Origin of the sequence: Rhodococcus sp. JVH1 (assembly GCF_000280725.2) — a bacterium.
GTDB lineage: Bacteria > Actinomycetota > Actinomycetes > Mycobacteriales > Mycobacteriaceae > Rhodococcus_F > Rhodococcus_F jostii_A.
Map to the genome: position 1 here is coordinate 505,233 of NZ_CP166290.1, position 12,813 is coordinate 518,045.

Below are 12,813 nucleotides of genomic sequence, written 5' to 3' on the forward strand. Positions count from 1 at the left end.
CAGCGAACACCACGATCGGCAGGAAGCTCATTATGAGAGCGGCAGTGCTCAATTCGGCTCCGGGAAAACTCGAGCTCGAAGACCTCACCATGGACGACCCCGGACCACGTGAGGTCGTCATCCGTACAGCGGCGGTAGGGCTGTGCCATTCGGATCTGCACTACATCGATGCGACCTGGAGCACCGACTTGCCAGAGGTTCTCGGGCACGAAGTCGCCGGTGTCGTCGCCGCCGTCGGTAGCGAGGTGTCGTCGGTCCGGCCGGGTGATCACGTCGTCACCTGCGCCACCATCTTCTGCGGGTACTGCCGCTACTGCACCAACGGCCAACTGTCCCTGTGCCTGAACCACCAGGCACTGCGGACCAGGCCACGCCCCAAGCTCACCAATGCAGCGGGCCGGCCGGTAGGAACGATGGGCGGACTCGGCGGATTCGCCGACAGCATGTTGGTTCACGAGAACGGTGTCGTTAAGATCAACAAGGCCATGCCCTTCGACCGGGCGTGCCTTCTCGGCTGCTCGATCGTCACCGGCGTGGGAGCAGTATTCCGGGGCGCGCAGGTACAGCCGGGATCGACTGTCGCGGTCATCGGGTGCGGCGGTGTCGGCATCGCAACGATTCAGGGCGCCCGCCTTGCCGGCGCTTCCCAGATCATCGCCATCGATGTCAACGAACATGCTCTCGAGCAGGCGAAGTTCTTCGGTGCGACTTCGACGGTCAACGGCCGTGAAGTCGATTCCGTCGAGGCGGTGCGCGAGCTGACCGGCGGTGGAGTCGACTACTCCTTCGAGGCGATCGGAGTCCGCGTCACTGCCGAGCAAGCCGTAACCATGCTCGCGCCGGGCGGCGTGGCAACGATTCTGGGCATGGTCCCCGACGAGCAGCCGCTGCGCATCCCGTCGTCGGAATTCTTCGTGAAGGAAAAGCGCATCCAGGGATCCCTGTTCGGATCGAACCAATTCATGGTCGACATCCCGCGGTTCGTCAACTACTACCTCCAGGGCCGACTCCGGCTCGACGAGATGGTGTCCGAACGGATCCGACTCGACGAGATCAACGACGGTTTCGACGCCATGCGCGAGGGCGGGATCACCCGCGTCGTCATCGAATTCGATCAGTAGAGACAGGAGGAAGCATCGTGCGACCACTCATTGGTATCTCTGGGCGTCGTTGGCAAGGAACCCGCGTCGACATGGAAGCCCGCTATCAGAAGAAGCCGTTCGACGTCCACGTCTCGGATTTTGCGACCAAGGTAGCCGCCGCCGGTGGTCTACCGGTGCAACTTCCGTACGAATCCACCGGCCCGGATCTGATCGACCGCCTGGACGGACTGTTGATCAGCGGCGGCCAGGACGTCGACCCGGTCCGCTGGGGCGGCGAACCTATCGATGCTTGCGACATTGATCCGCTTCGCGACGAATACGAAATCGCCCTGATCCGCGACGCGCTCGATGCCGGAATCCCGATACTCGGTATCTGCCGCGGAATGCAGATCCTCAACGTCGCACTCGGCGGCAGTCTCGTACCCGACCTGCCGACGCACGAACTTCATCACCAACAGCCAGGTCAGCCGGTCGAGAACGAGACGCACACGGTGCAGTTCCTGACCGGATCGACGATGTTCAACATCTACGGGCGCACCGCAAACGTGAACTCCCTCCACCATCAGGCCGTCGACACCGCAGGCGCCGGTCTCACCGTGACCGGGTGGGCACCCGACGGGGTCGTCGAAGCAATCGAGTACGGCGACAAACCTGTCGTCGGAGTGCAGTGGCATCCGGAATGGCGGCACAAGGATGAGATCTTCGACTGGTTCATCGACCAGGCATCAGCAGATCAAGGAGGACGCCGTGGAGCTGCATGAGTACGCCGCAGCCGACGCGACCGAGTTGCGTCACCTGATCCGCTCCGGGACCGTCTCGGCCGGTGAGGTATTCCGGGCTGCCGTCACCGCAATCGAGAAGGTGAACACGAGCCTCAATGCGGTCGTCGGACCCCTCTTCCAGCACCCACTCGAATACGACACCCGGGGCCCGTTCGCCGGCGTCCCGTTCGCGGTCAAAGATCTGTTGCTCACCGCACAGGGTGTTCCGTCCGAATCCGGTAGCGCTCTGACCCGTGATTTCGTTGCCTCTGCCGACTCCGATCTCATGTCGCGTTGGCGCGAGGCAGGTTTGGCGACTGTGTGCCGTACCTCCACACCGGAATTCGGGTTGAGCTGCACCACCGAGCCAGTGGTCAGTGGACCAACCCGCAACCCGTGGGATCCCACCCGCACCCCCGGTGGATCCAGTGGTGGATCAGCCGCGCTCGTCGCGTCCGGCGCAGTTCCCTGGGCGCACGCCAACGACGCGGCCGGTTCCATTCGTATCCCCTCGGCCCTGTGCGGGCTCGTCGGTCTCAAACCGACCCGGGGCCGGACACCGGTCGGTCCAGGTGCCGACGAACCGCTCTTCGGGTTGACGAGCGAGTTCGCAGTCACCCGCACAGTGCGCGATGCTGCCGCACTCCTCGACGAGGTACACGGCGGTGTTCCCGGCGACCGTTACCTGATCGCTCGCCCACCTGGCCGGTATTCCGACGCCCTCATCGATGCGCGGCATCCTCTTCGGATCGCGGTGAGCACTGAGTCACCGTTCGGTACTGCCGTCGACCCGAGGGTCGCCGAACAGGTCCTGGCAACTGCCCAGGTGCTCGAACAACTGGGCCACCACGTCGACTACGCGCAGCCAATCGTCGATGGCTCGATGCTTCTCGAACTCACCATCCGTTTCTTCGCCGCGTCGATCGGCCACACCATCCAGGAGATCAGCGGACGCGACGATGTCGAAGCATCGCTGGCACGTGTCGAGGCTTCCACTGCCGCATGCGGACGCCGCGGCCTCGATCTCCGCTGGACAGATGTCGCGGAGGCCCGTTCCTGGCAGAACGACATCACGCGGAGCACTGCCGGTTTCTTCGCCGACGAGTACGACGTCCTGATGACGCCGACGGTCGCCACACCCGCCTGGAGCGTCGGGAGCATGCGCGGAAACCAACCGGGCTGGAGCGCCGAATCGTGGATCCGCGAGATCTTCGAACACGTGCCCTTCACCGTGTTGTTCAACGTCACTGGTCAGCCGGCGATCTCGGTGCCGATCGGCATGGTCGACGGTCTACCGGTCGGTGGTCAGTTCGCCGCCGCGCAGGGCGGTGAGCACACCTTGTTGGCGCTGGCCTCAGAGCTCGAGCAGGCCGCGCCCTGGGCCGGCCGAGTACCCCCCATTCATGTCACAGCAGACAACATCGACCCGTCTGGAGCCATTGCAGGCCTCGGCGGGTCCGTACCCGAGGAAGTGCTTCAGTGATGGCCCAGACGCGCGCAGAGTGGGAACAGTACGTCGGCGAATTGGTCCTGCCGACCGCGATGTGGATCGACGGTGGCTGGCGAGAAGGCACTGGCGACTCCGTTCACGATGTGATCAGCCCGCGCAACGGAAGCGCCGTCACTCAGGTGCCGTTGGCCGGCGACGACGACGTCGATCTCGCTGTCGCCGGTGCACGGGCTGCCTTCGAACGCGGCGACTGGTCGCGGATCTCGGCGCGTGAGCGTGGCAAGGTACTCCAGCGGTGGGCGGATCTGATTCACGACAACCGTGACGAGCTCGCGGCACTGGTCGCCCTCGAAATGGGCAAGCCCGTCCTCGACGCCCGCGACATCGAGCTGAAGACCACAGAGCAGACGTACCGGTGGTACGGCGAGCTTGCCGACAAGCAGCTCGACGAATCCCCTCGAGGACTCGCCGACGCAGTCGCCTTGGTCACGCGCGAGCCCGTCGGTGTGGTCGCCGCGATCACCCCGTGGAACTTCCCCATGACGCTGAGCAGCTGGAAGATCGCGGCAGCACTGGTCGTCGGCAACAGTGTCGTGGTCAAACCCGCCATCCAGTCCCCGTTGTCGCTGCTTCGGGTCGCCGAGCTCGGTACCGCCGCAGGTCTGCCCGCCGGGGTGCTGCAGGTACTGACCGGGACTGGCGGACAGGCCGGATCGCGTCTGGCTCGTCACGAGGGCGTCAACTGCCTGACCTTCACCGGCTCACCGAGTGTCGGAAAGCAGCTGATGCACTACTCCGGCGATTCCAACGCCAAACCCGTGCATCTGGAGCTGGGTGGAAAGAGCCCGCACATCGTGTTCGCCGACGCGGATCTGGACGCAGCAGCAGAGTCGGTGGCATGGGCGATCACCTTCAATGCCGGCCAGATGTGCACTGCAGGCGCGCGACTGATCGTCGACGAGCGCATCGACAAGCAATTCGTCAGCAACGTGATCGAAAGGATCGCCGCCAAGAAGGTCGGTGACCCCTTTGCCCCCGAGACAGTGATCGGTCCCCTGTCCAGCGCCAAGCACCGCAAGGATGTCGCCGCCCATGTCCGGCGCGGCGTCCAGGAAGGTGCCACGCTCGAATTCGGGTCCCCCGACATCGCCGACGGCGATGGGTTCTACTTCGATCCGGTCGTCTTCACTGGTGTCGCCCCCAAGCAGGCGTTGTTCCAGGAGGAAATCTTCGGCCCCGTGCTCTCGGTGACATCGTTCGACGGCGCCGACGAGGCTGTCGCGCTGGCGAACGACTCGCAGTACGCACTCGGGTCCGGAATCTGGACCACGAATCTGCGCACAGCCCATGATGTTTCACGCCGTATCGATGCCGGAATCGTCTGGGTCAACTGCTTCGAAGAAGGCGATCTGACCGTTCCCTTCGGCGGCCGCAAGCTATCCGGGCACGGCGCCGACAAGAGCGAACACGGACTCGAAAAATTCACCTCGCTCAAGACCACCTGGATCCAGCTGTGAACGCGCGACCAACGGAAAGGATGAACGCATGGCACGGATAGGAGTTCTCGGACTCGGCCTCATGGGGTCCGCAATCGCCGAAGCATTTCTCGTGGCCGGCCATTCGGTCACCGTATGGAACCGCACGGCGTCCAAGGCCGAACGGTTGGTGGAATTGGGTGCCTCTGCAGCAGGCACCCCTACCGAGGTGCTGGCCGTGAGCGAGTTGACCGTCATCGTCCTGTCCGACTACCGGTCGGTCCGGGACGTGCTGGACGCGATCAACGGCGACTCGCGCCGCCCGGAGGCTGCAACGGTTCTGAACCTGACGACCGGAGACGCGGCAGCAGCTATCGAGTTGCGAAGCCACCTGGCCCCCACCGGTATCGTGTACCTCGACGGTGCGATCCTGTCCTACCCCAAGGCGATCGGCGCCGACGCCGACGTCGTGATCGCGGGCCCTGAAACCGTGTGGGATGCGCACCGTCCAGTACTGATGTCGTTGGGTTCCGGCACCGCCTTTGTCGGTGAGCAGATCGAGCACGCCAATGTCATCGACACTTCGGTCACCGGCAGCTTCTTCTGCGTTGCGATGGGAGCGTTCTACGAAGCCACGGCATATGCCGCGCGCTCGGGGATGGCGGCGGACAAGCTCGTTCCCTACGCGCTCAGGTGGACCGAGCAGCTGAGGACCGAGATCGAAAACGGCGCACGCGCGATCGTCTCCGGTGATTATACGACCGACCAAGCGGCCGTCGACACCTACGAAAAGGCCGTCGCCATGATCACCGAGTCCATCCAGCATTCCGGTCAACCTGCGCACCTCAACAACGCGTTGCTGGCGAATCTGCGCGCCGCACAGGCTGCGGGGCACGGTCGAGATTCTCTTGCAGCGGTACACGCAACCCTGACCACGGATGTCGGCGCATGACCGAAACGCATACCACGGAAACAGAAAGAGCGATCATGGGTAACACCACAGTGACCGACAACCACATCGCCATCATCGGAACCGGATTCTCCGGGATCTGCGCCGCGATCAAGCTGAAGGAATCCGGGATCGAGGATTTCGTCATCTACGAGCGTGCCGATGACGTGGGGGGAACGTGGCGCGACAACACCTATCCCGGGGCAGCATGCGACGTTCCCAGCGTCCTGTACTCGTTCTCATTCGCTCAGAATCCGGAGTGGACCAGGACCTACAGTCCGTGGAACGAGATCCACGACTATCTGGTCAAGGTGTCCAAAGACTTCGAGATCGACTCGCACATCAAGTACGGTGCCGAAGTGTCCGAACTCCGGTTCGACGACAGTGCCCTGAACTGGACCGTGAGCTTCACCTCGGGTGAGTCCGTGACCGCACGTTCCGTCATCAGCTGTGTCGGTATTCTCAGCCAACCCTCGATTCCACAGATTCCGGGATTGGAGTCGTTCGAGGGAACTACCTTCCACTCGGCGCAGTGGCGTCACGACCACAAGCTCGAAGGCGAGAAGGTCGCGGTCATCGGAACCGGTGCGAGCGCGATTCAGTTCATCCCGAAAATCGCCAACGATACCGAGAAGCTGTATGTCTTCCAGCGTTCACCCCACTGGGTCATGGAACGCGGTGACCAGCCCATCAGCGCCCGCACCCGCCGCCTCTACCGACGCTTCCCGCTGCTCGAGCGGTTCGAGCGGTGGCGCACCTACTGGGATTTCGAGACCCTGTCCCGCGGCTTCCTCGGCAACCACCCGAAGGTGGTCGAGAACTACCGCGAGAAGGCCCTCGAATTCCTCGCCGAACAGGTGCCCGATCCGGGACTGCGCGCCAAGCTCACCCCCGACTACGACCCGGGATGCAAGCGCCGCCTCGTCTCCGACGAGTGGTATCCCACCCTGCAGCGCGACGATGTCGAGCTCGTTACCGCGGGTATAGCCGAGATTCGGCCGCACTCGATCGTCACCACCGACGGCGAGGAGCACGAGGTCGACTCGATCATCTTCGGCACCGGGTTCACCGGCACGAGTTTCCTGGCGCCGATGAAGGTGTTCGGTCGCCGTGGTGTCGAGTTGTCCGACGCATGGAAGGACGGTGCCGCAACGAAATTGGGGGTCGCGACCCACGGCTTCCCGAACCTGTTCATCATGTTCGGACCGAACGCCGGCCTCGGCCACAACTCGGTGGTCTTCATGATCGAGGCGCAGGCACGCTACATCACCACCGCCGTCAAGCGGCTGCTCCGCTCCCGCGGTGCCGCCCTCGATCTCGACCTCGACGTTCAGACCCGCTGGTACGAGCAGACCCAGAAGAAGATGCGCGAGACGGTGTGGGTGACCGGTGGTTGCAGCAGTTGGTACCAGTCCGCGGACGGCCGAGTCGACACCCTGTGGCCGGATCTGACACCGAACTTCTGGCGTCAGACGCGGCTGTACAAGAAATCGGACTTCGCCGCGATCCGGCCACAACACAACTGACATTTCATCGGTCGGCGCAAAGTTTGTCGGAGCGCCGACCGATGTGGCCTGCCAGGGTGTGCCCGGGACAATCTGTAAACAACGTGAACTGGAGAAAATAAGATGCGGGTGGTATTCGTCGGCGGAGCCGGCGCCATGGGTTCACGCGCGGTCCGCACCGCCGCCGAATTCGACGAGTTCACCGAACTCGTGATCGCCGACTTCAACGCCGCAGCGGCGGAGTCGCTGGCCGCCGAGTTGGGTCCGCGGGTCTCGGCGGTGAAGTTCGATGCCGACCGCGACGATCCACGGCAGTTGTTCTCGGGTGCGTGGGGCGTGCTCAGCTCCCTCGGACCGTACACGCGGTTCGGGACCAAGATCATGAAGGCGGCTATCGAGTCGGGCTGCCAGTACGTCGACATCAACGACGACTGGGAACCGACCCTTCAAGCGTTCGAACTCGATGAGGCAGCCAAGGCTGCGGATGTAACGGCGCTGATCGGGATGGGCGCAAGCCCGGGCGTGTCGAACGTGCTCGCCGCCACGGCCGCCGCTCAACTCGACGAAGTTCACGAGTTGCTGACCGGGTGGGCATTGGTCGGGATCGCCTCCGACGCCGGCAGCGATCGCCCCCAGGCCGCCATGCTGCACGTGGTCCACCAGTGCACTGGCACGATCCGCGCGGTCGAAAGCGGCGAATATGTGGATGTGGCGCCCCTGCAGACCCTCCCGATCCACTACCCCGGCATCGGGGACGTCGTGGTGCGCACCATCGGCCATCCCGAGGCGGTAACACTTCCCCGCACCTACCCCGGTCTGCAGCGCTGCGTCAACGTCATGTCGGGTCCCGACTGGTACTTCGACTACGTCACCGACCTGATGGACGGCGTCGAATCCGGCCGGATCACTGCCGACCACGCCGCGGTGGCGATGGACCGCACCCCGCCACGACCGACCGACGCTCCACGCACCCGCCGGCTCCCACCCGTATTCGCATGGGCCCGGGGCACCCGAGACGGGGCCGAGACGATCGCCGCGGCAGGCATCACCCGCTGGGCACCAGGAAAGATGGCTGGTGCCACCGCCGTCCCCGCGGCCGTCGCCCTCCGGTTACTTGCCCGCGGCGACGTCTCGCTCCGTGGTGTGGTCACCCCCGAAGCGGCAGTGCCGGCGGAGGAATTCTTCGCCGCACTCGACCCCCACTACACCGAACCTGCCGGAATCGAATCCTCGCTCGTCGAGCTTGTCACCACACAGGCGGTCCCCTCATGAGCAACCCACTCAACAGCGTCACCGACCACGTCGAACACTGGGCGCACCACACCCCCGACGCGATCGCCGTATCCTCGTTCGACACCGAAATCAGCTACGCAGAACTCCTCTCACTCATCGACAGCACCGCCGCACGCCTATCCGCGGCCGGTGTCCGGCCGGGAGACCGGGTCGTTCTCTCGGGCATCAACACCCCGGCCTGGGTAGTAACCTTCCTCGCGGCGCTGCGCATGCGCGCGGTGATCGTGCCCTTGAACTCTCGGCTCGGGGCCGAACAACTCCGGCCACTGATCGACCTCGTCGAACCCCGCATCGTCCTCGTCGACCACACCCAGCTCGAGGTATTCACCACCGCACGGATCGCCGAATCCGGAACTCCGGTACACCCGCTGGGCTCAGGGGACATCACCGACGCGTTCACCGGCATGCCCACCGATCACCGCTGGTACGCCCCCAGCACAGAGGACCGCGACACCCTCGCCCTGCTGAGCTTCACCTCCGGAACCACCGGAAACCCCAAGGCTGCCTCGATATCTCACGGCTCCCTCGTCGATTCGTCGAGTGTATACGTGGCGTGGATGCCGCTCCGCGAACGCGCGGTCTCGACCATTCTGGTTCCGCTGTTCCACAACACCGGTTACGTCGACCAACTCGGATTCATGCTGGTCATCGGCGGCCAGGTCGATCTCGTGCCGCGGTTCCGCACCACGGCCGCCATCGACGCCATGACCCGGCGACCACCGTCTCACCTCGCCTCCGTCCCGAGCATCTACCGCATGCTCATGCTCACCGAGCACGCTGACACAATTCTTGGTTCCTGCCGGCACGCCCTGGTCGGGGGTGCCGGAATGCCACCGGCGTGGAGCACCGAGTTCTTCGAACGCTGGCCAGAGCTGAACCTCTTCCACGTCTACGGCCTGACCGAGTTCACCTCGGCTACTCACCTGTTGCCCGCCGAGGAAATCATCGACCACGGCGACACCGTCGGCTACCCGGTGGCAGGTGTGCAGTGCTCTATCCGTGACAAAGACGGCAATGAGGTGCCAGTGGGCGCCGCCGGCGAGGTGTGGGTCAGCGGGCCGATGCGGATGCTCGAATACTGGAAGCGACCCGACGCCACCGCAGACGCATTCAGCGGTCACTGGCTCCGCACCGGCGACGTCGGAGCCGTCGACCCGGACGGGCGACTGCGGCTCCTCGGCCGGATCAATCAAGTCATCAACCGGGGCGGCGAGAAGATCCTCCCCACCCAGCTCGAGGACCTCCTCGCACACAGCACCGCAATCGCCGAGGTCGCCGTGGTCGGCCTCCCCGACCCGGTCATGGGAGAACGTATCGTCGCCGGCGTCGTCCTCCGCGACGGGCACGCACTCGACGAAACCGACGCCAAAGCACAACTGCACGGCCGTGTTCCCGACTACGCAGTCCCCGAACAATTCGTCATCATCGACGAACTCCCCCACAACGCCAGCGGAAAGATCGACCGCACACACGCCACCGAACTGATCAGCCACCTCGCATCAGTCGCTGCCGAGTATTCCTGAATCCCCACACTTGCGGTCCGTCTACGCGTCGCCGCGACGCCGACGGGCAACCCGTTCGTCTCCACTTCCTCTTTCCGGAAAGGTCGTAATGGCCATCAGCACGTCACGAATCGTTCTCGCCTCGCGCCCCACCGGCAGTCCCACAGTCGACAACTTCCGTCTCGAATCCTGCGTTACCCCCGATCCGTACGACGGGCAGCTGTTACTGCGCACGCAGTTCCTCTCGCTCGACCCCTACATGCGGGGTCGGATGGATGCCGGCGAGTCCTACGCCGACCCGGTTGACGTCGGGTCGGTGATGGTGGGTGGCACGGTCTGTGAGGTCCTCGATTCTCGCCACCCCGACTTCAAGCCCGGCGACATCGTGTTGTCGGATTCGGGTTGGCAAACCCATGACGTGGTCGACGGTGCCGCTGTCCGCAAGCTCGATCCCGCCGCCGGGCCTGTCTCCACCGCTCTCGGCGTTCTCGGTATGCCCGGATTCACCGCATATGCGGGTTTGCACGAGATCGGGCAGCCGAAGCCCGGCGAGACCGTTGTCGTTGCCGCAGCCAGTGGACCTGTCGGCTCCGCGGTCGGACAGATCGCGAAACTGCGGGGGGCGCGTGCCGTCGGAATCGCCGGCGGGCCCGAGAAGTGTTCCTTCCTGCTCGACGAACTCGGTTTCGATGCCGCGATCGACCACCGGGCGCCCGACTTCGCGGACCAGTTGCGGGCCGCGGTACCGAACGGCATCGACGTCTACTTCGAGAACGTCGGGGGCGAGGTGGCGTCAGCCGTCCTTCCACTCTTGAACGATTTCGCCCGAGTGCCGGTCTGTGGTCTGGTCGCCCAGTACAACGACTCCTACGTGGCGGACGGCGCTGACCGGCTTCCCGGGTTCTTCTCCAAGGTCCTGGTCAAACGCCTTACCGTGCGCGGCTTCATCGTCTACGACTTCGCCGACGACCTGCACGATCAGTTCCAGACGGACGTGTCGCGCTGGTTGGCCGACGGGCGGTTCGCGTACCGCGAAGAAGTGGTCGACGGACTCGAGCAGGCACCTGCGGCCTTCCTCGGGCTGCTGCAGGGCAAGAACTTCGGGAAGCTCGTGGTCCGAGTCTCGGACTGACCATAGCCCGCCCACATTTCGTAACACCCACCCGGAAGGTAGTGATTGTCGGGCCGTCACCCGGAGGGAGCGTCGCGCTCGTCACCGGCGGTGGCTCGCCGGAATCGGTAGGGCAGCGTCGTTGTCGCTGGCGAAGGCCGGGACCGACGTTGTCGTCATCGACATCGATGGCGACGCCGCCCATCGGATGGTGGAGGAAGTCACGGCAGCGGGTGGAAGGGCGCGGCCGCGCCCTTGACCGAGATTTCCGTCGAATGTGGAATCGGTTGATGAAAGTTCATGTCACCGGCGGATCATCAACGCTTCGTCGACCGCCGGACTCATCGGTGCGGCACAGCATGTGCTGCACGGGGTCTCCAGGGGCGCCGTCCGACTCGTGTCCAAACACGCGGCAATCGAGCAGGCCGCGAACAATATCCGGGCGAATTCGATCCATCCCACGTTCACCCGTAGCGCGACGGCGGACGAAGCAGCGATCGCCGCGGGCACCACGCTCGACGAGTGAGCCGCCGGGACGCCGATAGGCCGCCTCCCGGACGTTCAGGATGTTGCCAATGTTGTGGTCCTCCTCGCCTCCGAGTACGTGATAGGCGGAGCGGGTACCACACGGTAGGTCCTGGTCCTACTTCGATGTCTTCGACGTCCGCCTTGCCGTTGTCGCCGCAGGCTTCTTGGATGCCGCCGCGGGTTTGCTGCTCGAACGCGCCTTCACAGTTTTCGTGCGGTCGTGGCGTTGCTCGATGAGTGCCGCGAAGGACTGCGCCGCGAACTCCATGCCTCGTTGGAGTTTGTCGTCGTCCTGATAGGTGAACCACTGCAGCGACAACCCGTCCGCGACGGCGGGGATCTGCTCGGCGAGCAGGTCGACCAGGGACTCGTCCTCACCCTCCGCCAGGCCGTGCCGCAGGACCTCGGCGAAGAGCTTCTCGTGGATGTCATACGACCGCACCGCCAGATCGGGGTACTGAGGCTGGCGGATCGACCACATCAGCAGCTCCATCTGCGCTCGGGTGTAGTCCGGGTCACTGCGATACCACGCCACGATCTCATTCAGCAAGCGGGCCGAGGCAGCGGCAAGACCCTCCCCCTCCAGGCCATAGTCGGCTTTCTCCTCGATCTTCTCCGCCTGCTGTTTGAACAGCTCGTAGAAGATCTCCTCCTTGCTGCGGAAGCAATAGTGCAGGGTCGCCGGGGGTGCGCCGGCCTCCTCGGCGATCTTGCGGGTGGTCGCACCGGACACCCCGTGCTGCGCGATCACGCGAACCGCAGCCTCGACGAAGAGATGCCGGCGCTGCTCAGCCGGTACATGTGCCATATCCGGTTCCTCACTATCGGCCTAAATGTTCACAACCGCCGAGGGTGGACGAACCGACCTGGGCGATTGACTCAGTCATATCCTACGTCACAGTAATGGGATTCTCTGGGCCGACCAAAGTTTTGGCCTCTCGTCAGGCGCGCCCGTGATAGTCCCGCCCAGATCCCCATCACCGCCCCTGGCATGCATCGAATGTCGTCGGCCCACGCGGGAACGAAGCCCAGTTCACCAGTCGGGCAGATCCGCGGTGCAACGCGGTGTTGGTGACGCGTTTGAAACACGCCAGAAACGACGAATTAAGTTGATGCAAAACAGTTCTGCCATTTCT

Annotated in this window: 10 protein-coding genes and 1 pseudogene; 10 read left to right on the top strand and 1 reads right to left on the bottom strand. The window is 64.3% G+C overall.

Translation table 11 applies throughout. The annotated features are described in order from the left end of the window. Window positions 1-32 precede the first annotated feature (32 nt). The 10 genes and pseudogenes from JVH1_RS39910 to JVH1_RS39955 all read left to right on the top strand — a co-directional run bounded on the left by JVH1_RS39910 (window position 33) and on the right by JVH1_RS39955 (window position 11,675). A complete protein-coding gene (locus tag JVH1_RS39910; RefSeq protein ID WP_009480707.1) occupies window positions 33-1,121 on the top strand; it encodes a Zn-dependent alcohol dehydrogenase in 1,089 nt (362 codons plus the stop codon). Window positions 1,122-1,138: 17 nt separating this feature from the next. After that, a complete protein-coding gene (locus JVH1_RS39915) occupies window positions 1,139-1,864 on the top strand; it encodes a gamma-glutamyl-gamma-aminobutyrate hydrolase family protein (protein WP_202803516.1) in 726 nt (241 codons plus the stop codon). Further along, window positions 1,851-3,347: an amidase gene (locus JVH1_RS39920; protein ID WP_009480705.1), complete on the top strand. Its 1,497-nt coding sequence runs from the start codon at window positions 1,851-1,853 to the stop codon at window positions 3,345-3,347. Before JVH1_RS39915 ends, JVH1_RS39920 begins: the two co-directional genes overlap by 14 nt. Continuing rightward, the gene (locus JVH1_RS39925) at window positions 3,347-4,831 is read left to right on the top strand and encodes an aldehyde dehydrogenase family protein (protein WP_043783018.1); all 1,485 of its coding nucleotides are present in this window, start codon (window positions 3,347-3,349) and stop codon (window positions 4,829-4,831) included. Before JVH1_RS39920 ends, JVH1_RS39925 begins: the two co-directional genes overlap by 1 nt. 13 nt (window positions 4,832-4,844) lie before the next feature. Then, window positions 4,845-5,741 (top strand): annotated as a pseudogene (locus tag JVH1_RS39930) (NAD(P)-dependent oxidoreductase); the annotation flags it as partial. A 35-nt stretch (window positions 5,742-5,776) separates the two neighbouring features. Continuing rightward, the gene (locus JVH1_RS39935; RefSeq protein ID WP_043783016.1) at window positions 5,777-7,264 is read left to right on the top strand and encodes an NAD(P)/FAD-dependent oxidoreductase; all 1,488 of its coding nucleotides are present in this window, start codon (window positions 5,777-5,779) and stop codon (window positions 7,262-7,264) included. A 102-nt stretch (window positions 7,265-7,366) separates the two neighbouring features. Further along, entirely contained in the window at window positions 7,367-8,515 is a 1,149-nt protein-coding gene (locus JVH1_RS39940; protein WP_009480701.1) for a saccharopine dehydrogenase family protein, read from the top strand. Further along, window positions 8,512-10,059, top strand: coding sequence for a class I adenylate-forming enzyme family protein (locus JVH1_RS39945; protein WP_009480700.1), 1,548 nt, complete (start codon window positions 8,512-8,514; stop codon window positions 10,057-10,059). Before JVH1_RS39940 ends, JVH1_RS39945 begins: the two co-directional genes overlap by 4 nt. An 88-nt stretch (window positions 10,060-10,147) precedes the next feature. After that, window positions 10,148-11,170, top strand: a complete 1,023-nt coding sequence (locus tag JVH1_RS39950; protein ID WP_009480699.1) for an NADP-dependent oxidoreductase — start codon at window positions 10,148-10,150, stop codon at window positions 11,168-11,170. A 256-nt stretch (window positions 11,171-11,426) separates the two neighbouring features. Beyond that, window positions 11,427-11,675, top strand: coding sequence for an SDR family oxidoreductase (locus tag JVH1_RS39955; protein WP_009480697.1), 249 nt, complete (start codon window positions 11,427-11,429; stop codon window positions 11,673-11,675). A gap of 117 nt (window positions 11,676-11,792) precedes the next feature. Here the strand turns inward: JVH1_RS39955 and JVH1_RS39960 are convergent, their stop codons facing one another. After that, the gene (locus tag JVH1_RS39960) at window positions 11,793-12,485 is read right to left on the bottom strand and encodes a TetR/AcrR family transcriptional regulator (RefSeq protein ID WP_009480696.1); all 693 of its coding nucleotides are present in this window, start codon (window positions 12,483-12,485) and stop codon (window positions 11,793-11,795) included. Window positions 12,486-12,813: the final 328 nt, after the last annotated feature.

What these genes read in the sequence shown, in the direction of transcription:
- JVH1_RS39910 (WP_009480707.1), top strand. Translation starts at nt 33, where the DNA reads ATGAGAGCGGCAGTGCTCAATTCGGCTCCGGGAAAACTCGAGCTCGAA.
- JVH1_RS39925 (WP_043783018.1), top strand. Translation starts at nt 3,347, where the DNA reads ATGGCCCAGACGCGCGCAGAGTGGGAACAGTACGTCGGCGAATTGGTC.
- JVH1_RS39935 (WP_043783016.1), top strand. Translation starts at nt 5,777, where the DNA reads ATGGGTAACACCACAGTGACCGACAACCACATCGCCATCATCGGAACC.
- JVH1_RS39940 (WP_009480701.1), top strand. Translation starts at nt 7,367, where the DNA reads ATGCGGGTGGTATTCGTCGGCGGAGCCGGCGCCATGGGTTCACGCGCG.
- JVH1_RS39945 (WP_009480700.1), top strand. Translation starts at nt 8,512, where the DNA reads ATGAGCAACCCACTCAACAGCGTCACCGACCACGTCGAACACTGGGCG.
- JVH1_RS39950 (WP_009480699.1), top strand. Translation starts at nt 10,148, where the DNA reads ATGGCCATCAGCACGTCACGAATCGTTCTCGCCTCGCGCCCCACCGGC.
- JVH1_RS39960 (WP_009480696.1), bottom strand. Translation starts at nt 12,485, where the DNA reads ATGGCACATGTACCGGCTGAGCAGCGCCGGCATCTCTTCGTCGAGGCT.